This is a genomic window from Saccharopolyspora dendranthemae, from assembly GCF_007829955.1.
Lineage (GTDB): Bacteria > Actinomycetota > Actinomycetes > Mycobacteriales > Pseudonocardiaceae > Saccharopolyspora > Saccharopolyspora dendranthemae.
Map to the genome: position 1 here is coordinate 348220 of NZ_VIWX01000004.1, position 20846 is coordinate 369065.

General features: G+C 70.1%; 19 protein-coding genes and 1 riboswitch. Of the genes, 9 read left to right on the top strand and 10 right to left on the bottom strand.

Features of this window, described 5'->3' with window-relative positions; translation table 11 throughout:
- Window positions 1–162 precede the first annotated feature (162 nt).
- Window positions 163–334, bottom strand: a riboswitch (cobalamin riboswitch).
- 107 nt (window positions 335–441) lie between these two features.
- A complete protein-coding gene (locus tag FHU35_RS19795) occupies window positions 442–1011 on the top strand; it encodes a GNAT family N-acetyltransferase (protein WP_246110429.1) in 570 nt (189 codons plus the stop codon).
- 8 nt (window positions 1012–1019) lie between these two features.
- Here the strand turns inward: FHU35_RS19795 and FHU35_RS19800 are convergent, their stop codons facing one another.
- Entirely contained in the window at window positions 1020–1907 is an 888-nt protein-coding gene (locus FHU35_RS19800) for a LysR family transcriptional regulator (protein ID WP_145741919.1), read from the bottom strand.
- Between the two features lie 164 nt (window positions 1908–2071).
- Between FHU35_RS19800 and FHU35_RS19805 the strand changes: the two genes are divergently transcribed.
- From FHU35_RS19805 to FHU35_RS19820, 4 genes are all read left to right on the top strand, one after another.
- The gene (locus FHU35_RS19805) at window positions 2072–2956 is read left to right on the top strand and encodes an SDR family oxidoreductase (protein ID WP_145741921.1); all 885 of its coding nucleotides are present in this window, start codon (window positions 2072–2074) and stop codon (window positions 2954–2956) included.
- Window positions 2953–3741: an LLM class flavin-dependent oxidoreductase gene (locus FHU35_RS19810; RefSeq protein WP_145741923.1), complete on the top strand. Its 789-nt coding sequence runs from the start codon at window positions 2953–2955 to the stop codon at window positions 3739–3741. Before FHU35_RS19805 ends, FHU35_RS19810 begins: the two co-directional genes overlap by 4 nt.
- Window positions 3742–3799: 58 nt before the next feature.
- Window positions 3800–5257: an MDR family MFS transporter gene (locus FHU35_RS19815; RefSeq protein WP_246110430.1), complete on the top strand. Its 1458-nt coding sequence runs from the start codon at window positions 3800–3802 to the stop codon at window positions 5255–5257.
- A 113-nt stretch (window positions 5258–5370) separates the two neighbouring features.
- On the top strand, window positions 5371–6654 hold the full coding sequence (locus FHU35_RS19820) for an esterase-like activity of phytase family protein (protein WP_145741925.1): 1284 nt from the start codon (window positions 5371–5373) through the stop codon (window positions 6652–6654).
- A 108-nt stretch (window positions 6655–6762) separates the two neighbouring features.
- Here FHU35_RS19820 and FHU35_RS19825 read toward each other — a convergent pair whose 3' ends face one another.
- The 7 genes from FHU35_RS19825 to FHU35_RS19855 form a co-directional block, all read right to left on the bottom strand.
- Window positions 6763–7095 carry a DUF397 domain-containing protein gene (locus FHU35_RS19825; protein WP_145741927.1) on the bottom strand — a complete coding sequence of 111 codons (333 nt, stop codon included), beginning with the start codon at window positions 7093–7095 and terminating at the stop codon, window positions 6763–6765.
- Window positions 7001–7849, bottom strand: a complete 849-nt coding sequence (locus FHU35_RS19830; protein ID WP_186459514.1) for a helix-turn-helix domain-containing protein — start codon at window positions 7847–7849, stop codon at window positions 7001–7003. Before FHU35_RS19830 ends, FHU35_RS19825 begins: the two co-directional genes overlap by 95 nt.
- A gap of 243 nt (window positions 7850–8092) precedes the next feature.
- On the bottom strand, window positions 8093–9124 hold the full coding sequence (locus FHU35_RS19835; RefSeq protein ID WP_145741931.1) for a phosphotransferase family protein: 1032 nt from the start codon (window positions 9122–9124) through the stop codon (window positions 8093–8095).
- Window positions 9121–10776, bottom strand: a complete 1656-nt coding sequence (locus tag FHU35_RS19840; protein WP_222429437.1) for a class I adenylate-forming enzyme family protein — start codon at window positions 10774–10776, stop codon at window positions 9121–9123. Before FHU35_RS19840 ends, FHU35_RS19835 begins: the two co-directional genes overlap by 4 nt.
- Before the next feature lie 15 nt (window positions 10777–10791).
- Window positions 10792–12126 carry a phosphotransferase family protein gene (locus FHU35_RS19845; protein ID WP_145741933.1) on the bottom strand — a complete coding sequence of 445 codons (1335 nt, stop codon included), beginning with the start codon at window positions 12124–12126 and terminating at the stop codon, window positions 10792–10794.
- Window positions 12123–13379, bottom strand: coding sequence for an acyl-CoA dehydrogenase family protein (locus tag FHU35_RS19850; protein WP_145741935.1), 1257 nt, complete (start codon window positions 13377–13379; stop codon window positions 12123–12125). Before FHU35_RS19850 ends, FHU35_RS19845 begins: the two co-directional genes overlap by 4 nt.
- Window positions 13380–13441: 62 nt before the next feature.
- The gene (locus tag FHU35_RS19855; RefSeq protein WP_246110431.1) at window positions 13442–14224 is read right to left on the bottom strand and encodes an enoyl-CoA hydratase/isomerase family protein; all 783 of its coding nucleotides are present in this window, start codon (window positions 14222–14224) and stop codon (window positions 13442–13444) included.
- Window positions 14225–14440: 216 nt separating this feature from the next.
- On the opposite strand from FHU35_RS19855, the gene FHU35_RS19860 reads away from it, so the two are divergent.
- Window positions 14441–15337, top strand: coding sequence for an alpha/beta fold hydrolase (locus FHU35_RS19860; protein ID WP_145741939.1), 897 nt, complete (start codon window positions 14441–14443; stop codon window positions 15335–15337).
- A gap of 50 nt (window positions 15338–15387) precedes the next feature.
- On the opposite strand, the gene ykgO is transcribed toward FHU35_RS19860, so the two are convergent.
- Complete coding sequence (gene ykgO / locus FHU35_RS19865) at window positions 15388–15510, bottom strand: type B 50S ribosomal protein L36 (RefSeq protein ID WP_145741941.1); 123 nt, start codon at window positions 15508–15510, stop codon at window positions 15388–15390.
- 120 nt (window positions 15511–15630) lie between these two features.
- Between ykgO and FHU35_RS19870 the strand changes: the two genes are divergently transcribed.
- Together FHU35_RS19870 and FHU35_RS19875 are read left to right on the top strand one after the other, a co-directional pair.
- Window positions 15631–16809 carry an acyl-CoA dehydrogenase family protein gene (locus FHU35_RS19870; RefSeq protein ID WP_246110432.1) on the top strand — a complete coding sequence of 393 codons (1179 nt, stop codon included), beginning with the start codon at window positions 15631–15633 and terminating at the stop codon, window positions 16807–16809.
- Between the two features lie 91 nt (window positions 16810–16900).
- Window positions 16901–17923, top strand: coding sequence for a methyltransferase (locus FHU35_RS19875; protein WP_145741943.1), 1023 nt, complete (start codon window positions 16901–16903; stop codon window positions 17921–17923).
- A gap of 1 nt (window position 17924) precedes the next feature.
- Here the strand turns inward: FHU35_RS19875 and larA are convergent, their stop codons facing one another.
- On the bottom strand, window positions 17925–19214 hold the full coding sequence (larA, locus tag FHU35_RS19880) for a nickel-dependent lactate racemase (protein WP_145741944.1): 1290 nt from the start codon (window positions 19212–19214) through the stop codon (window positions 17925–17927).
- A gap of 162 nt (window positions 19215–19376) precedes the next feature.
- Here larA and FHU35_RS19885 point away from each other — a divergent pair, with 162 nt between their 5' ends.
- Window positions 19377–20846, top strand: coding sequence for a sulfatase family protein (locus tag FHU35_RS19885; RefSeq protein ID WP_145741945.1), 1470 nt, complete (start codon window positions 19377–19379; stop codon window positions 20844–20846).

Genomic DNA, 20846 nt, shown 5'->3' on the forward strand with positions numbered 1-20846 from the left:
CCAACGACGTGGGAGTCCCGTGCTCACGAGGGAACTGACCACTTCTCCGCATGGCCTACGCGATTCGGAGCGCGGCGGGCGTTCGCCTCAACGGGCCTATCTGCGAGTGGACGACACACTGATCCGGGTGCACCGGGTACCTCCTCCGGGGCTCCGCGACCCCGTTGACTCGGCACGACGGAACGAGTCTCCTGACTCATGGATCGGCATCTCCTCCAGGCCTTCCCACCGGGTTTCCGGCAGTGGCGCTCGCGGAGTCGACTCCCCATTCACAGTGGCGGGACCGTGCCGGATTCTCACCGGCTTCCTGCGCACCGTCGCATGAATTCTTTTCAACCTTTCAGCCTGCCCGCGCGGAGTCAAGGGACCGCCATGTGATGGCTGTTGCACATTGCTAGCATCAAGGATTGAAATCGCTGGTCCAGACGTCGGAGGTGGAGCATGTCACCGCACGAGGCTCTCGCGGGCGGGGAGTACGTGATCAGGCGTGCGCGCCACGAGGACGTCGAGAGCGCGCGAACGTTGATGTTCGACACCTTCTACCGCGTCATGGGTCACGGCTACGTTCCCGAGTGGCACGCCGACGTCATCGACATGCACCGCGCGTACTTCGAAACCCCGGGCCACGCGCTGTTCGTCGCTGTTCTCGGCACCGAGGTGGTCGGCACCGCCTCGGTGCGGGCGAGCGGACCCCAGAGCCCGCCGCATCCACAGTGGATCGCCGAGCGGTACGGAACTCCCACCACGGCGCAGATCTTCCGCACCTACGTCCGCGAGGAGCACCAGCGCCGCGGGATCGCCCGGGCTCTGGTCGAGAAGTCCTGCGAGTTCGTCGCCGAAACCGGCCGCTACGACACGATCTACCTGCACACCAACCCGGCGATCGCAGGCGCGGAACCGTTCTGGCGCAGCGTGGCCAAGGAGGTCTGCGACGCTCGCGGTGCCGGCGACTTCAGCCCCACCATCCACTTCGAGATCCCGGTACCACCAAGGGACCTCCCCTCCACCTGACCGCGCGTTCAGACGTCCGGTGCTTCGGTGATGTGCTGCTCGGCCAGGCGCGCGAAGTCGGCCACCAGGCGGCTGCGCTCGCCCGCTCTGGTAGCCAAAACGACGTGGCTCGGCTCGACGCCCTCGATCGGGATCGCCACGAGGTCGGGACGCATCCGAGCGGCCGCGCGAACCGTCACCACGACCGCCTGGCCCGCGGCGACGACCTCGAACTTCTCCTCCAGCGCGTTGATGGCCGGACCTTCGGGTGCCTTGCTGCCGTCGGGGCGGGGCTCCAGGCGCCAGTACGCCGTCCACGCCGGGTCGGTCCCGGGGAATCGCGGCATCGGCTCGTCCGCGATGTCGTCGAGGGTGACGGAGTCCTCGCCCGCCAACCGGTGCTCGCGGGAGACCACCAGCGCTCTCGGCTCCTGGTAGAGGAGCGTCACCCGCAAACCGCTTGTGGGGAAGGGCAACCGGGCGACGACGGCGTCCACCTCGCGGTCCAGCAGAGCCGCGTGCGGCTGGCTGAAATCGATGTGCCTGGTGTGCACCTCGGCGTCCGGGTGCGACCGGCGCATCGCCTGCGCGGCCTGGGTGACGATGAGACCGTTGCCGTAGCCGATGACGATCCGGTTCGGGCGGGCGACCGCGCGGGCCTCCGCCGCGGCTCGGGACGCCGAGCGCAGCAGCGACTTGGCGCGCGGCAGGAAGACCTCCCCGGCCTCGGTCAGCGCGGTCCCGCGAGGCGTCCGGTCGAGCAGGCGCGCTCCGAGCTGCTGCTCCAGCCTGCGGACCTGCCGAGACAGCGAGGGCTGGGCGATGCGGAGCTGTTCGGCTGCCCGGCCGAAGTGCCGGTGCTCGGCCACCACGGCGAAGTACCGCACCAGGCGCAGGTCGAGGTCGGCTTCGGTCATGCAGCCAGGGTATCCCCGGCATCTCGCCAGTGGGGCGCGTTCATCTCACCGACCAGGGGTGATGCCTGAACAGCATGACGGATTTCGGAACGGGACTTGGACCCGCGCCGATGCCCCGGCGCAGCCTGGAGCGGTAGAGGGAACCCATCGGAGAGGAGCGGACCATGCGGGTATTCGTGACAGGTGCGACCGGGATGGTCGGCACCGCTGTCGTCCGCGAACTGCACCGCGCCGGGCACGAGGTGCTGGGGCTGGCGCGCTCGGACTCGGCGGCGGCGAAGCTGACCGAGGCCGGCGTGGCCGTGCAGCGCGGTTCGCTCACCGACCTCGACAGCCTGCGCGAGGGTGCCACCTGGGCGGACGCGGTGATCCACACCGCCTTCATCCACGACTTCACCGACTTCGAGGGCGCCGTGGCCACCGACCGGCGCGCCGTCGAAGCGCTGTGCGAAGCCCTCACCGGCTCGGACAAGCCGCTGCTGGTCACCTCGGGCACTCCTGGCGACGGAGCGACCGAGGAGACCGTGCCCCCGCTGGACTCGATCGCGGCGGGCAGGTTCGCGACCGAGGAGCTCGCGCTGTCCTACGTCGATCACGGCGTTCGCGTCTCGATCCTCCGGCTACCGCGCTCGGTGCACGGCCCGGAGGACGAGAGCGGTTTCGTCCCGGTGATGATCCGCACCGCCCGCAGGTCGGGGTTCTCGGGATACGTGGGCGACGGAGCGACCCGCTTCTCCGCGGTCCACCTGCACGACGCCGCGCGCCTGTACCTGCGAGCCCTCGACGCGGCACCGGCCGGAGCGAGGCTGCACGCGCTCGGCGACGGAGCCCTCCCCCACCGCGAGATCGCCGCCGCCATCGGACGACGACTCGGGCTGCCGGTGGCCTCCGTTCCCGCCGAGGAAGCCGCCGAGCACTTCGGATTCCTGGGCATGATCCTCGCCGGCGACCACAGCGCCTCCGCCGAGGCGACCATCGAGCGGTTCGGCTGGAAGCCGGAGGAACCGGGCCTGCTGGAAGACCTCGAACAGGAGCACTACTTCTCATGAATTCCGTGGACACCGCCCGCCGCGCGCTGGGACCGGTCGGAACGTACCTGCCGGTCCCGTTCACCGAGATGCCACCGATCCCCGCGCAGCGCGCATCCGCACGACGGCTGGAGAAGGCCGGGTACTCGGCGATCTGGGTCAACGAGGCGCTCGGCAAGGACGCGTTCGCGCAGGTCGGGGCCCTGCTCGCGGGGACGGACGAGGTCGTGTTCGGCACCGGGATCGCCAACATCTGGGTGCGCGAACCGCAGACCGCCCACGCCGCTGCCGCCACCCTCGCCCAGGCGCATCCCGGACGCTTCGTCCTCGGACTGGGCGTGGGGTACCCGCAGCAGGCCGCTGCGGTGGGCCGCGATTTCGGTTCCCCCGTCACGACGTTGCGCGACTACCTGAGCCGGATGTCCGCGCCCGCCGACCTGCCTGCGCCCGAGGCCGAGTACCCGCGCATCGTGGGAGCGATGGGGCCGAGGATGACGGCGCTGGGAGCGGAACTGGCCGACGGCACCCTGCCCGTCATGCAGTCACCGGAGTTCACCACCCGAACCCGGCAGGCCCTCGGGCCCGAGAAGCTCCTGGTCGTCGGCATGGCCGTCGGCGACGACCCGCAGGAGGTCGCCGACGGGGTCCGCGCGCACCGGGAGGCAGGGGCCGACCACGTCATCCTGATGCCCACCGGCAGCGGGCTGGCGGACGGGACCGACGAGCTCGAATGGCTCGCCCCCGCAGTGGTCGGGCGAGGGCCGGTTGATCACGATTTTCCCAATCGCGGCAACGCATCTCGGTGAACGTGGCGAATGTCGCCTCGTCCTGGAATATTGTCGCGCCCCGGTGTCTTATGTAGTCGTGCCCGCTTCCACTTCCGGCGTGGGGTTGCGCTCCGCGCGCGGCCCCATCCTGCTCGCCCTGATGCTCTCGACAGCGCTGGTGGCGCTGGACGCGACGATCATCGCCACCGCCTCGGCCACGATCGCCCGGGACCTCGGCAGCTTCTCCCAGGTGCCGTGGTTGTTCTCGGCCTACCTGCTCGCCCAGGCGGTGAGCACTCCGCTGTTCGGCAGGCTCGCCGACGTGCTCGGCCGCAAGCGGCTGATGCTCGCGGGCGTGGGCTTCTTCCTGGCCGGTTCGGTGCTGTGCGGCGCGGCGTGGTCGATGCCCGCGCTGATCGGCGGCCGGGTGCTGCAGGGCCTCGGCGCGGGCGCGGTCATGCCCGTGTCGCTGACCATCGCCGCGGACATCTACACGCTCCAGGAGCGGGCGAAGACGCAGGGCTACCTGGCGTCGGTGTGGGCGATCTCGTCGGTCGTGGGCCCCACGCTGGGCGGGGTGTTCAGCGAGTTCGTCAGCTGGCGCTGGATCTTCTGGATCAACCTGCCGCTGTGCTTCGCGGCGGCGGCGATGCTGGTCCTGAAGTACCACGAGTCCGCGCGCGAAGGCGACCGCGAGCCGATCGACTACCTCGGTGCGGCGCTGCTGGCCGGGGGCAGCACGCTCGTCCTGCTGGGCCTGCTCGAAGGCGGGACCAGCTGGGCGTGGGTCTCGGTGCCGTCGGTGCTGATCTTCATCGCCTCCGCGCTGATGCTGGCGGCCTTCGCCGCGCACGCCCTGCGCTCGACGCACCCGATCCTCAACCTGCGCCTGCTGCGACGCCGCGTCGTGGGCGTGCCCACGGCCGTGGCGCTGCTGGTGGGGGTCATCGTGCTCGGCCTGTCCACCTACGTGCCGATCTACGCGCAAGGGGTCCTCGGAGTCGGCCCGCTGATCGCCGGTTTCGCCCTGGCCGCGATGACCGTCGGCTGGCCGCTGGCCGCGACGAACGCCGGCCGGGTGTACCTCGCGCTCGGGTTCCGGCACACGTCGATGATCGGTTCGGCCTTCGTGGTCGTGGGCACCGCCCTGACGCTGCTGCTGGGCGAGCAGTCGACGGTGATCATGATCGGGATGTTCACGTTCGTCGTCGGCGTGGGGATGGGTTTGACGGCGGTGCCGACCCTCATCGCCTCCCAGTCCGCCGCCGAGTTCACCGAGCGCGGCGCGGTCACCGGCGTCAACATGTTCGCCCGCTCGCTGGGCTCGGCCATCGGCGTAGCGGTCTGCGGCGCCGTCGTCAACGCCCTCACCACGGTCGGCCCCGACGGAACCCCAGCGGGCCCAGGCCTGATGTCCGCAGTGCACACCGTCTTCGCCCTCCTCCTGCTCACCGCAGCAGCTCTGGCGGTCCTGGCCTACCTCATGCCGGCGGACCACCCCCGCAAGCAATCCGCGAAGACCGAGCACTCGGACGAAGCGACCACAACGGTCTGAGGGCCGGGAACGACACGCCCTTCGTCACGGCTCTCCAGCTCCACCCCACTCGTCGCCGATGATTGTCCGGACGTTCACGGTTCCGTTCATTTTCTGGGGAAAGACTCCCCGGCATGAATCGTCTTGCTGTCGCTTCGGTGTCGGCCGCGCTGGTCGCGGCGCTGGTGACGACCGGAGTCGCCCTCGCTCGTGACGACCGCGATGCCGTCGAGCTGTTCCGGAGCGACCTGCCGCCGCTGGCGACGATCGACGGGGTGAAGATCTCCGGTGGGGCGTACGGGTCGTCGCTGTTCCCGGTCCCGGGCACGCCGGACGAGTACTACGGCATCACCGATCGCGGCCCGAACGTGGACGGACCGAACGACGTGAAGGTCGAGCCGATCCCCGAATTCACACCCGCGATCGGGCGTTTCAAGCTCACCGACGGCAAGGCCGAGCTCCAGGGCACGATCCCGCTGCGGGCCGCCGACGGCACGCCCTACTCGGGACGTCTCAACAGCGAGGCGAACACCGGCGAAACGATCGTCGACCGCGACGGCAAGACCCTCGCACCGGACCCGAACGGTTACGACCCGGAGGGGCTGGTCGCGCTGCCGGACGAGACGTTCTGGATCTCCGACGAGTACGGCCCGTTCATCACCCACTTCGGCCCCGACGGGCGCGCCATCGAGCGCGTCTCGCCGTTCAACGGCGGCCTGCCCGCCGAGCTGGCCAACCGCGCGCCCAACCAGGGAATGGAAGGCCTGACCGTCACGCCGGACGGCCGCACACTGGTCGGGATGATGCAGTCGGCGCTCCAGCAGCCCGACCTCACCGACGAGCAGGACGAGGTGACCGTCACCCGCATCGTCACCTACGACCTCGCGACCAAGGCCACCCACGAGTACGCCTACCTGCTCGATGACCCGAAGGACACGAAGGGCGCGGTCAGCGAGATCACCGCCCTGAGCAACACGGAGTTCATCGTCGACGAGCGGGACGGCGACCTCGGTCCCGGCGCGCACAAGAAGCTGTTCAAGATCGACCTCTCCGACGCCACGGACGTCCAGGGACGCGACGTCGACGGCAAGAGCATCGAATCCCACGTCGGCGCGAAGAACACCGCCGACGCCGAGAAGGCCCTCGACGAAGCCGGGATCAAACCGGTGGCGAAAGACCTGTTCCTCGACCTCGACGCCCTCATCACCGAAACCGGCGTCTTCAACCACGACAAGATCGAGGGCGTAGCGGTCCGCGACGGCGGCCGCACGGTCGTCATCAGCAACGACAGCGATTTCGGTATCGACGGCGTCAGCAACGACACCCCGCCCTACCAGCTCAAGCCCAAAACCCTCCCCGACGGCACCCAGGACGACGGCGAATTCCTCAAGATCGACACGACCAAGCTGGACGACTGACGGGCGCTGGGAGTGGGAAAGTTCTCATGCGAACTTCCCCACCACCCCGCGTCTGCCCGGTTACCGACCTGGCGTTTCATCGAGAAGAAGGAAGTTCTGTTCGCGTTTCTATGCCCGCAGGTAGGCCCGGTAGCGTTCGCCCCGGTCGAAACGACCCTGCCGGATCCCGTGCAGGAAGGTCCTCCAGTTGGATGCGCCGAAGGAGAGGTGTCCCGTTTCTGGAGTCTTCGAGTCCCGAGCACATACGGACTCCCCCGCGAACGCGACCTCAACGCAGTTGCGCTCGGGCTCGCTCTTGCTGCTCTTCTTCCACCGGAGATCGTCTGCGGACACGCGCTGTCTCCCTTCACGCCATCCTGTCGGCGAACTCGGTGATGAGCGCCGCCGATTCACGTGGTGACAAAGCAAGGTTACGCAGGTTGACAAGGACTTCCTTGGCATCTGTGATGTAACGCGACTCTTCGAGGTATGCGCTCGCACCCCGATTTTCGAAGTACACCAGGTCCTGGTGGGTCTCGAATTCGAGTATCACGAACGAGCCCGCCATCCCGGCATGCGCCCCCAGCTCTGCGGGAAGCACTCGGATGTCGACGTTCTCGCGACTCAGGATCGAGCTCAAGTGCCGCAGTTGCCGGTACATGACGCCCGGCCCACCCGTGCCGCGTTCGAGCGCATGCTGTTCGATCACGAACTCGAACTGCTGGTGCGGCCGTGTGCGCAGGATGTTCTGCCTGTCGGCCTTGGCTCTCACCAGGCGGTCGACTTCATCCGCGGTGTAGCCGCGACCGGCGGCTTCGGCGACCGCCACCATGTACTCCGGCGTCTGCACGAGACCGGGGATCAGGATCGTCTCGTAGTTCCGGAATGCCGACGCCGAGCTCTCGAACGCGACCAGCCCGTCGAGTTGCGCAAGTCGTCGGTCCCCCACGCGCCACCAGTTGGGTTTCGTGGCCTCGCGCACCAACCCCAGCAGTTCCACACGCCGCTCCGCGCGCACCCGGTAGAGACCGAGCAGAGCCGCCACATCATCGACCTGGAGCCCCCGCTGCCCGGTCTCCATCCGCGACAACTTGCTCATCGACATCCCCAGCGCCGACGAGACCTCCTCCGCACCCAGACCATTCCGCAGCCGAAGCTCCCGCAACTCACTCGACACCCGCCGCACCCGAGCCGGAACACCCACCCGATCGCTCACTCCGCCCTCCTGACCAAGGCCATCAACGCGAACACGATCGGCACTTGCCCACCCGGCACGTAAGGCAATCGGAGGCAAATCAGCCACCAGATACAACCCACCAAACCCAACCCAGCCATGCCTCACTCCCAGTAACCACGGGAGTGCTGGCCTCCGCCCACGAGCGCCCCGACTGCATCACCGCGTTTCTATGCCGAGCGAGGGACATCCGCGAGAGCTGGTGGATGGTGCCGAACCGGCCGACTACGTCAGGCCGAGGTCTTTGACCGCTTGCCAGGCGAGGTGGGCTTGGCGTTGTTCTGTGTCGGCTCGGGCTTCTGCGTCGTAGCCGTCGTCGGCCATGTGGCCGGCTTGGTAGCGGGCTCGGACTCCGGCGGTGATGCAGCAGGAGCGCCAGCGCTGGAACGCCACGTAGAACGGCAGGTTCGTGAGGTCCCTGCTGGTCAGTTCGGCGTAGCGGGCGACCAGGTCGTCGCGGGTCGGGAAGCCGTCTTCCGCCGTGGGGCCGGGGGTGACTGCGGGGAGGTCGTCGCCGGGTTCTTCCCAGGTGGCGATGAGCCAGCCCAGGTCCGCTAGCGGTTCGCCCAAGGTGGCCAGCTCCCAGTCGAGGACCGCGAGGACCTCTCCGTCGCGGTCGTAGGAGAGGTTTCCTGGGCGGAAGTCGCCGTGCACGATTCCGGTGACCTGTTCCGGGACGTGGGCCAGCAGTGCGTCGTGCACCTGGTCCAGCAGTGCGAGGTCCGGGGCTCCTGAGGCGTGGACCTGCTTCTGCCAGCGCTGGAGTTGCCGCCGCAGGTAGCCGTCGCGGCGGGCCGCGTCGCCGAGGCCGACCTCGTCCGGGGCGAGGTTGTGCAGCGCGGCCATGCACTCGACCGTCGCCGTGCCCGCGCGGTGCCGAGCCGCGCGCGACAGCGGCGCGGCGGAAGCGCGGTCGGCCAGGACCGTGCCGTCGACGAAGTCCATCACGTAGAACGAGGCGCCGGTGACGTCGGTGTCCTCGCAGTAGGCGAACGGCTCGGGGACGGGGACTCCTGTGCCGTGCAGCGCGGAGAGGAAGCGCCATTCGCGGCTCATGTCGTGGGCCGTGCTCAGCACTCCCCCGGTCGGCGGCCGGCGCAGCGCGCGCACCACCCCGTCGGCGTCGCTGACCCGGTAGGTGAGGTTGGACCTGCCGCCGGAGACCAGCGAGAACTCCACCGGCGTCGGGACGCCGCGCTCGGCCAGCCAGCGGCTGACCGACGAGAGTTCGATGCCGGGCAGTTCCACCGCACTCACCCCTGCTGGACGATCTGCTCGCGGAGCCTCCGCTTGAGGACCTTGCCCGTCGGCGTGCGCGGCAGCGGATCCTCCCGCACCACGACGTGAGCGGGCACCTTGAACCCCGCCAACCGCTCCCGCACGTACGCGCGCAGTTCCTCCACGTCCGCAGGAGTTTTGAGGTTCACCACCGCGGCGACCTCCTCGCCCAAGGTGGGGTGCGGGAGCCCGATCACGGCGACGTCGGCGATCGCCGGGTGCTCGTGCAACGCGGCTTCGACCTCGGCGCAGTAGACGTTCTCGCCGCCCCGGATCACCACGTCCTTGAGCCGGTCCACCACGTACACCCAGTCGTCGTCCACGTATCCGAGGTCGCCGGTGCGGAACCACCCGTCGACGAAGGACTCCGCGGTGGCCTCGGGCAGGTTCCAGTAGCCGCGCACCACGTTCGGACCGCGGAACCACAGCTCCCCGATCTCACCGTCGGCGAGGTCGTCCCCGGTCGCCGGGTCGACGACGCGAATCTCGGCTCCCGGGACGGGTTTCCCGACGCTGTTCGAGCGCTCCTGGTAGTCATCGCCTGAGTTGCCGACGACCGTGGACGTCGTCTCGGTCAGCCCGTACCCGCTCGACGCGCTGCTGCCGAGCCCGCCGATGCGCTCCACCAGGTCAGGCGGGATGGGCGCACCGCCCATCGTGACGCCGTCCAGACCCCGCACGAGGTCATCGTTCTCGACCAGGTCGCGCATCACCGTGGGCACCCCGGCGGCACTGGTGAGCGCGTGGTCGCGGATCAGCTCCGCGGCCTGCTCGCGGTCCCAGCGGTACATCGTGGCGAGCTTCGCTCCCGCGAGCGTGGCGAAGCACAGCACCGTGATCCCGGCGATGTGGAACATCGGGAACGTCAGCAGCACACCGGGTTGCGGATCGTTCGGGTCGGGATCGGTGAGGGCGCCGCCGTTGGTGATGGCCGTGCCGATCTTCCTGCTGACGACCGTGTTGAGGAGGTTGGTGACGTGATTGCGGTGCGTGGCGACCGCGCCCTTGGGGCGGCCGGTGGTGCCCGAGGTGTAGAGGATCGTGGAGTCGTCGTCCGGTTCGATGACGACCTCCGGCGGCGACGCGTCCTCCGGGAGCCCTGCCAGCAGTTCCGCCCAGGCCCGCACGCCGTCACCGGGTTCACCGCCGCGCACCTCGACGACCGGGACCTCGCGGTCGAGCAGCGCAGTGCGCTCCGGGTCGGCGAAGACCAGCTTCGCGCCGCTGTCGGTCATGCCGTAGCGCAGCTCGTCCTCCGACCACCAGGCATTGAGCGGGACGGCCACCAGCCCGGCGACCTGGGTCGCCCAGAAGATCGGCACCCACTCCGGGAAGTTGCGCATCGCGATGGCGACCCGGTCCCCGCTGGTCAGCCCGTACTCCTCGCGCAGGACCCTGGCCAGTCCGGCGACGATCCGCTGGTGCTCGGTGAAGGTGCAGCGGTAGTCCTCGTAGACGAGGAAGTCCGCGTCGCCGTGGAACGCGCTGACCAGCGCCGCGTCTCGCAGGGTCCGCAGCGGTTTCGCGTAGACGCGCATCGCGATGCCGCGGACCACGGCATCGGTCATCTCGAAATCGCCGCCGGGTCCGGTGAGTTCGTCCAGCAGACGTTCGCGCAGCTCGTCAGACACCGTTGCCTCTCCTCCTCATCGCTCGGCGTGCTTCGGATTGGCGACCGCGAGCCGGTCCAGCACCTCCGACCACAGCAGCGCGGCCACTCCTTCGTCCTGCGGGTCCGCCTCGCCCGACCGGAGCGCGGCGGCCAGCGCCGCACGATCGGCGAAGCCGAGCTCCGCCAGCTGCTCCTGATGCCGTCGTCGCTGCTCGGCACCGAACCGCAACTCGCGTTCCACTGTGGACAGCACGTTGACGGCCACCAGCGACTGGAAGCGCATCCGGCCTTCGGCACCGGCCTGCACCTCGTCGCGGACGAAATCCCGGGTCGCGGCGACGAGTTCGGCGGCCGACGGGCGTCCGTGCAGGTCATCCGGCGCGGCTTCGGCCTGCTCCTGGGTCGGTGGTCTCGGCACTCCCAACGCCCTCAGCAGGTCGAGCTCCTGCTCGCAGACCCTGCGTCCGATCGCGGCGAGCTCCATCGACGGGTGGGCACCGCTGAGATGCTGCTCGGCCTGGGAACGGCAGATCACGCCCCACTTGGCGGCGCCGCAGATCTCCCACCAGCGCACCACATCCGGATCCGGCCGCACGCCCGCGATTTCGGCGTAGCCGTCGAGCATCTCGTCGATCGGGCCGAAACCCCCTACCGGCAGCGGTGATCCGAACCGCCAGGCGGTGGTGCACAGCCAGCCCAGGTCTTCCATCGGGTCACCGGCGTGCACGAGCTCCCAGTCCAGCACGGCCCGCAGTCCGGTCTCGTCGACGATGAGGTTGCCGTTGCGGAAGTCCCCGTGCACCAGCGCGTTTCCGGAGCGTTCTGGGCGGTGTTCCCGCAGCCAGCGGAAGGCGATCTCCAGCGCCGGGATCGGATCGCCGAGGGCGTCGTAGTCGGCGATGAGCGCTTCCAGCGGATCGTGATCCGGCATCCCCGCGGGCACCGGGATCTGGTGGATCCGCGCAGCGGCTCGGCCCAGCTCGCGCGCCAAGCCCTCGCGGGCGGCGGCGTACTTCTCCTCGCGCAGCAGGCGTCGCGGGATCGTCTCGCCGTCGACGTGCCCGGTGAGCACGTAGGGCGATCCGAGCACCGATGCGTCGGTGCTGTGGTCGACGACGTGCGGCACCGGAACCCCCGCTCTCTCCGCGGCTTCGAGCACCACCGCCTCGCGGGCCATCACCTCCGGCCGGGCCAGGCCTACCGGGTCGCGACGCAGCACCAGCTCGTGCGGCGGCCGGTCGAGCTCGACGAACCACGTCTCCCGGCTCGCCCCGCCGCTGGCCCTCCCCAACCGCGTCACCCGCACCGGCGTCCCCTGGATCTCGCTCAGCCGGCGGGCCAGGAGCTCGTCGAGTTCCGCAGCGCTCATGCGCGCTTCCCTGGCCCGGCGAAACCGAAGAGGTAGCCCGCGACCTTGCGCATCTGCACCTCTTCGGCGCCTTCGGTGATCCGGTAGCGGCGGTGGTGCCGGTAGATGTGCTCGAACGGCGTGTGCCGGGTGTACCCGAGGCCTCCGTGCACCTGGATCGCTCGGTCCGCCGCGTCGCACACCAGCCGGTTGGCCCGGTAGTTGCACATCGAGACCTTGTCGCTGATCTCGAAGTTCGGCCGCCGGTCCATCTCCCAGGCCGTCTTGCGGACCAGGCCGCGCACCAGCTCGGCCTCCGTCTGCAGCTCCACCAGCGGCCACTGGATCGCCTGCCTGCTGGCCAGCGGTGAACCGAAGGTGATGCGCTGGCGGGCGTAGTCGACGCTCCGGTCGACGCAGAACTGGGCCGCGCCGACGCCCGAAGCAGCCTGGCGGATGCGGTTCTCGTGGACGAAGCACTGCGCCAGCTCCAGGCCCCTGCCCTCCTCGCCGAACATCGCCGAAGCGGGCACCCGCACGTCGTGCAACGACACCTCGGCGTGATCGGTGGGCATGTTGAAGGTCCACCAGTGGAAGTCCACCGAGAAGCCCGGGGTGTCGGTCGGCACGATGAACGCGGTGATGCCTCGCGCATCACCCGGTTCGCCGGAGGTGCGCGCGAAGATCACGTCGTGCGTGGCGGAGTGCATCCCGGAGTTGAACCGCTTGCCGCCGTTGAGGATCCAGTCGTCGCCGTCGCGGACCGCCGTGGTCTCCAACCAGGTGGCGTCGCTGCCGTGGTCGGGTTCGGTGAGCCCGAATCCGAGCCGGGCACCACCGGTGAGCATCGGCTGCAGGAACTCCTCGCGCTGGGAGGCGGTCCCGAACTCCAGCATCATGTGCACGACCGGGAAGTTGCCGACCACCGAGGCTTCGTTCTGCAGATCGTTGTGCAGACCAAGGCCTTTCGCCGCGAGGTGCTCGCGGATCACCGCCATCTCGAAGTTCCCGCCGCCACCGCCGCCGACCTCGCCGGGCAGCCCGTAGCGCAGCCACCCGGCCGCATCGGCGCGACGCGCCATCTCGCGCAGGAGGTCTTCCCACTCCGGCCGCGGTGTTCCGCCCGCCTCGAAGTCGGTGCGGGCGAACTCGCGCCGGTGGTCGAAGAAGCGCTCGTTGTCGTCCTGCCGTTGCAGCGGGACGATCTCCGAGTCGATGAACTCGTCGAGCTCACCGAGCAGAGCGACGAGCTCGCCGGGCATCGAGAAGTCCATGCCGCCTCCTTAGCGCCCGTTCAGTGACCTTAAGCACACGGCTTCGGTGGCACAAGAGGAGTTCAGTCGACCAGCCATTCGCCGGTGAACTCCGGTTCGGTCTTGTTGGCGAAGGCCTTGAACGCCGCCGGGGCGTCGGCGGTCGCGAAGTTGACGCTCTGGGCTCGCGCCTCGGATTCCAGCGCCTCCCGGAAGGTCTGCTGACCAGCGGCGTTGAGCATCGCTTTGCTCTGCGAGAGCGCGACGGGCGGCCCGGCGGCGATCTCGTCGGCGAGCTCGTCGACGAAGCCGTCCAGCTCGCCGTCGTCCTTCACCCAGGTCACCAGCCCGAGCTCGAGCGCCTGCTCACCGCTGATGATCTCGCCGAGCAGCGCCAGCCGTTTGGCCTGCTGCAGCCCGACGACGCGCGGCAGCAGCCAGGACCCGCCGAAGTCCAGCGACAGGCCGCGCTTGGCGAAGATCTGCGAGTAGCGCGCCTCCGGGGTCGAGACCACCAGGTCGCAGCCCAGCGCCAGGTTCCAGCCAGCACCCACGGCCACGCCGCGCACCTTGGCGATCACCGGCTTGGAGAGCTCGTGCAGCGCCAGCGCCACGTCGTTGACCCGGTGCATCCGGGCGAGCGGGTGCCCGCCCCGGCCGGCGACGAGGTCCGCACCGGCGCAGAAGTCACCTCCCGCACCGGTCAGCACCACCACCCGCACGGATTCGTCCCGCTCGGCGTCGCGGATCGCCTCGTAGAGCGCGTCCCAGGTCGCGACGTCGATGGCGTTCTTCCGGTGCGGCCGGTTCAGAGTCAGCGTCAGCACGTGCCCACGCCGCTCCACCAGAACGGTGTCACTGTCCACTGTGTTCATACGCTCCTCGCCGAACGAGAACTCCACGTACTGAGCGGTCGCTAAGTTAGCACCCGGAACACCAGAACAGAACCATCCGCGACCACCCCATGCGGGGACAACACTCCGGACACGCGCACCCCCGGGCAACTTCGGCGAGCCTGTGCCCTGGCCCTTCGCCGCGTGGGAGGATTCGGCAGGACCAGCTTTCCACGGGAGGAGCGGGACGTGACCCCGTTCGGGGAGCGCGTGGAGATCTCCAGCGGAGCGATGCCGGTGCACCGCTCGGGAAGCGGCCCGAGCGTGGTGTTCCTCCCCGGGGGCGGGATGTCCGGGGCGCACTGCTGGAAGGCGCACGCCCTCGTCGCCGAGTTCGCCACGGCCGTGAGCTACGACAGGCTCGGGCTCGGGTGGAGCGATGCCGTGGAGCTCCCGCGCAGCGGAACGCAGGTGAGCGACGACCTGCGCGAACTGCTGCGGACGGCGCGAGCCCCCGGACCTTTCGTGCTGGTCGGGCACTCGCTCGGCGGCCTGCACGCGCGGCTGCACGCGAAGCGCTTCGCCGGGGAGGTCGCCGGCCTCGTGTTGCTCGATCCGACGCACGAGGACATCACCGGCTACCTCCCGGAAGCCGAGGCGAAGCGCCTCGACGCCCTGAACCCCGACGCACTCCCCGGAGACGAGCACCTGGACCCGGTCCGCGCCCGCTACCGCGCCGCGTTCGAGCGAGCCATGGCAGAGTGGCCCGCCGAGATCCGAGAGCCGCTGCTGGAACGCGGGTTCAGCCGCGACGGTTACCGCAACTCCTCGCTGGAACCGCTGAACCTGCCGCGCGTGTTCGACGAGGTGCGACAGGCGGGGCCTGACCCGGACCTGCCGACGATCTTCCTGTCCGCCATGGGCCCCGATCCAGTGGCCGACGAGCTGGTACCGCCAGAAGCTCGGAAACCGGCCGCCGAACGCGGACTGGCCAAGCACCGGCTCTACTGCGACCTCGCCGCCACTCTCCCCCGCGCCGAGGTGCGCCGACTGGACGACGCCGGACACTCGACCGCACTCTGGGCAGGAGCCGACGCCGTGGCCGATGCGGTCCGCGACGTGCTCCGGTCCGCAGGACCCGCTTAGGGCACCAGCCCCGCGTCGACCAACCTCATCTAGTCGCGCCGTGACCCACTTCAGCCCTGCCGGGCCTTGTACCTCGGGTTCTTCTTGTTGATCACGAAGGTTTTGCCGTGCCGCCGGATCACCTGCGCGCCCGGCTTCGACTTCAACGACCTCAACGACTTGCGCACCTTCACGTTTCCTCCACCTCCGGACGGGACGACGGACTCCACACTATCGATAATGGTAACCATTGTCATCTGTCGTCCTGGAAAAGGCAGCGCTCCGAGATCACCTGCGGCGGTAGCATCGGCTCCGTGCAGGAGCAGGGCGCCGACGCGGCCGCAACCCCGGACCTGCTGGGCCTGGTCACGGCGGCTCGGCCGGTGCTCGAGCGTCACCGCGAGGCGAACGACCGGCTGCGCCGCCTCAGCGACGAGACGGTCTCCTGCCTCACCGAGACGGGACTGATGCGGGCCCTGGTCCCGGCGCGGTTCGGCGGCGGGGAGTGCTCGCTGCGCACCGCGATCGACGCGACCTGCGAAGTCTCCAAAGCCGACCCCTCCGCCGGCTGGGTGGTGATGATCCTCGGTTCGGGAGCCTTCATCAGCGGGATCTTCCCCGCCCGCGCGCAGGAGGACCTCTACGTCGACGGCCCCGACAACCTCGCGTGCACGGTCCTCGCGCCGAGGGCCGAGGCGCGGCCCGTCGACGGCGGCTGGGTGCTGACCGGCCGCTGGGCGCCGGCCTCCGGTTGCCTGCACTCGCAGTGGGCGATGATCGGCTTCCCCGGCCACGACGGCGAGAAGGCGCTGGCGCTGGTGCCGATGGCGGAGCTGACCGTCGAGGACACCTGGTTCACCACCGGGATGCGGGGCACCGGCAGCAACCTGCTCAGCGCGGCGGAGCTGTTCGTGCCGGAGCACCGGGTCCTGCCGCTGCACGCCGCCGTCCACGGCCGCTACCCCGCCGGTGCGCCGAGCGAAACCCGCTACCGCGCCGCGGTCATGCCGACGCTGGCCACCTACATGATCGCGCCCTGCCTCGGCATCGCCTCCGCCGTGCTGGAGCACGTCGTCGCGGAATCCGGCGTCAAGGGCATCGCCTTCACCCACTACGAGCGGCAGCGCGACTCCACGGCGTTCCAGCTGGCGGTCGCCGACGCGTCGACGAAGATCGACGTCGCCCGGCTGATCGCGGAGAACTCCGCAGCCGTCGTCGACGGCCACGCCGAGTCGGGCACCTTCCCCGACCACCTGACCCGCGCCAGGATCCGGCAGCACACCGGTCACGCCGTGCAGCTGTGCAGGCAGGCAGTCGACGATCTGGTCACCGCGCACGGCGCAGCGGCGTTCTCGGAATCGAGCCCGCTGCAGGCGCACGTGCGCGACATCCACGCGGCGTCCCGGCACGCGGTGGCCAACCCGGCGACGTGCTCCGAGATCTTCGGACGCGCCTTGCTGGGCGTGGAACCGAACATCAGCGACATGGTCTGAACGCCCCGGAGCGCGCATTGGCGGCTACCGGGGAATCATCGCCACCGAAGCCGTCCCCGCTGACAGCCGTCCGACACCGACAGGAGACCCCTTGCGAACGCCCCCGGTCGTGCTCGACACGATGCACGCGACCTTCCTCGCCCGGGCGATGTTCGTGGTCGCCGAGCTCGGGATCGCCGACGTGCTCGCAGCGGCTCCGATGTCCTGCGCGGACCTCGCGGCGCGGGTGGACGTCGAGCCGGAACCGCTGCACCAGGTGCTGCGCGCCGTGGCGACCACCGGCCTGCTCCGCACCGTGCCCGGCGCGGAAACCGGCCCGCACCAGCGGTTCGCGCTCACCGAATCCGGTCGCACGCTGCAGGACGGGCACCCGTCCGGCACCAGGGACCTGGTGCTGACCATGCAGGGCGAGCTGTTCTGGAGCGCGTTGCGGGTGCTCCCGCAACGGGTGGCCGAGGGGCGGACGGGACCCGAGATCGCTTGCGGGAAACCGTTCTTCGACCTGATGTCGGAACGACCCGACGAGGCTGCCCGGTTCAACCGCATGATGGTCGCCACCAACGGCGGCGAGGCCGCGGCCGTCGCCCGGGCCTACGACTTCTCGTCCTTCGAGCGACTCGTCGACGTGGGCGGCGGGATCGGCACCGTGCTGCTGGAAGTGCTCCGCGAGCACCCGCGTCTGCGCGGGGTCCTGGTGGACCTGCCCGGGGTCACCGAGCAGGCGCGGCGCACCATCGCGGCGGCGGGGTTCTCCGCGCGGTGCGAGGTCGTCGAAGGCGACTTCCTCGCAACGCTGCCGCCGGGAGCGGACGCCTACCTGCTCTCGCGCGTCCTGCACGACTGGGACGACGAGACCTGCGTGCGCGTGCTGCGCTCGTGCGCGCGGGCGATGACCGGTGACAGCCGCCTGCTGATCGTCGAGAAGGTCCTGCCGGACGACGACGAACCACATCTCGGCAAGCGGCTCGACCTGGTCATGGCCACCCTCACCCACGGCCGCGAGCGCACCGCCGCCGAGTACGGCGAGCTGCTCGCCGAAGCCGGGCTGCGCACGATCCGGCACGTGCGCACCGGGACCGCGGCGGGCATCGTCGAGGCCGCGCTCGCGTCCTGACTCAGGCCTGGTCCGAGACGTACGGGATGGTCTGCGGGCCTTCGGGCAGGACGCACACGCGGGCTTCCGGACCGCGGGCCGCGAGCTCGTCGGCGACGGCGGTGGTGATGTCGTCGACCCGGTAGAGGTGGGCGGTGCGCAGCTGCTCGTCGGTGAGCTCGGTGGTGTGCACGCCGACGCGAGCAGTGGTGAGCACCCGGGCGAGGATCTGCACCTGCCACTGGTCCGGAACCGGCTCGGCGCGCCCGGAGATCGCCCGCAGCAGCGCTTCGGGCGTCGGTTCCGATGCGAGGACCTCGCGGAACGAGCCGTGATCGGGGAACCCGTCGCTGCACTCGGCCGCGCAGATGATCAGCCCGCCGGGCTTGACGACGGTCGCGGCCGCCGACATGCCCTTGACCGCCTGGTAGACGTTCTGGTCGAGCGGATATCCCGAGTTGGTGGTCACCACGACGTCGTAGCGCTGCGGGACCGGCTGCATGGACAGCTCGCGGACCACCTCGCGCGCGGCGGCGTGCATCGGCAGCAGGTCCCCGCCGAACGCTTCGACGATCCGCTGCTCGCGGTCGAGCACGACGTCGAAGGCGAAGTCGACGCCTGTTCCGGCCGCGATGGCGCGGACGTCGTCGTGCACGGGATTGCCCTCGCACACCGCCCAGGTCGCCCGCTCGCTGGCGATGCGCGCCGCGTCGTGCAGCGTGAGCACGGTGTCCAGGCCCGCGAGTCCGGGGGCGACGAGCTTGGGCCCACCGCTGAAACCGGCGAAGAAGTGCGGTTCGACGAATCCGGTGGTGATCCGGACGTCGGCCTCCACCCAGTGCCGGTTGAGCAGCACCTGCACCCCGTCGCCGAAAGTCCCCACCGGGCGGAGCACCTCGGGGTCCCGGGCGTCGTGGTTGATGATGCGGAGGGTGTCGACCAACTCGTCGCCGAGCATCCCGCGCAGCTCCTCGTCGGTGTTGCCCCGGTGCGTCCCGGTCGCCACGAGCAGCGTGAAGTCGTCCGGTCCGGCGATGCCCTCCAGCTCCGCCAGGAGCGCCCGGACCATCGCTTCCCTGGGCTGCGGACGGGTGGCGTCGCAGATCGACACCGCGATCCGCTGGCCCGGGCGCACCCGTTCCCGCAGCGGAGGTCCGGCCACCGGCTCGGCGAGCGCGTCGCGCAGCGCCGCCGCCGCGTCGGGCGCCGCCGCCGGCTGAGCGGGCGCGACCACGGTCGTGCGATCGGACGGCAGCTCGACCGTGAGCCCCGTCCTGCCGTAGGCCAGCTCGACCGACACCGTCTTCGTCATTCCTCGCTCCAGGTCCACTCGGGTTCCCCCCATCCTGACCTCGCGAACGGCGCACCGGGAGTTCGGCCCGGCCCGCGACGGTCCAATTCCGGTCATCGCCTTGGTCGAGAGCGCTTCGGCGGGCATGCTGTGGCCTGCCGCCGTCGTGGGAGGGTGATCGACATGCCGCGTCCGCGGCTGGCCGTGTTCGCGGCCGCCATCGGCGTGATCTTGGCCGGGTGCACCGCTCCCCCGCCTCAACCGGTGAGCGACCCCGGGCGACCGAACATCGTGTTCGTCCTCGTCGACGACATGGACCAGGGCCTGGTGCGGTTCATGCCGCAGGTGCAGCGGATGCAGCGGGAGGGCGTGACGTTCTCGAACTTCACCGTCACCGACTCGCTGTGCTGCCCGTCGCGGGCGTCGCTGCTGTCCGGGAAGTACCCGCACAACACCGGCGTGTTCACCAACGAGCCACCGGACGGCGGGTTCGCGGTGTTCCACCGGCGCGACGAGCGCGACACCGTGGGCACCCAGTTGCAGCAGGCCGGGTACCGGACCGGGTTCATGGGCAAGTACCTCAACGGCTACCAGCCGGGGAAGGCGTTGGGCGGGGACGGACCGTTCGTGCCGCCGGGCTGGGACGAGTGGGCCGTGGCGGGCAACGGTTATCCCGAGTACGACTACAAGCTCAACGTCAACGGCCAGGTGCGCTCGCACGGCCACCGGCCCGGCGACTACCTGACCGACGTGCTGGCCAAGCGCGGCAACGACTTCATCCGCACCAACGCCGCCCGCGGCACGCCGTTCTTCCTGGAGGTCGCGCCGTTCGCGCCGCACGGCCCCTCGACCCCCGCGCCCCGGCACGCCGACGCGTTCCCCGGGCTGACCGCCCCGCGCACTCCCGCCTTCGACGAACCGGACCGCTCGGACAAACCGGCCTGGCTGCGCGGGCTCCCGCCGCTTCCCGCCGGGAAGATCGCCGCTGCGGACGCGAAGTTCCGCAAGCGCGCGCAATCCTTGCTGGCGGTGGACGACATGCTCGGAGGGTTCCGGCGCACGCTCGCCGAGACGGGACAGGCTCAGCGCACGCACGTCATCTTCACCTCGGACAACGGGTTCCACCTCGGCGAGCACGCGCTGCCCGAGGGCAAGCAGACCGCGTTCGACACCGACGTGCGAGTCCCGCTGGTCGCGACCGGCCCCGGCGTTCCGGCCGGACGCGAGGTTCCGGACTCGGTGCAGAACATCGATCTGCGCCCGACGTTCGCCGAAATCGCCGGTGCGCCACCGAATCCCGGAATCGACGGGGTCGGCTTCGCGGCGCTGCTGCGCGGTGAGCCCGGCACCGGCAGGAACGTGGCGCTCGTCGAGCACCACGAACCGCGCGCCTCCCGGAAGGATCCCGACCACCAGGAACGGCCCGACGGGGTCCCACCGACCTACACCGCGATCCGGACAGCCGGGGGCACCTACGTCGAGTACGCCACCGGCGAGCGGGAGTTCTACGACGACAGGGCCGACCCGTTCCAGCTCACCAACACCTACGAGAGCCTGCCCCCGCAGCGCCGTGACGAGCTCCATCGCACCCTCACCGAGCTCGCCACCTGCCGCGGCAGCGCGGAGTGCACCACATCGGCCACTGTGGGATGA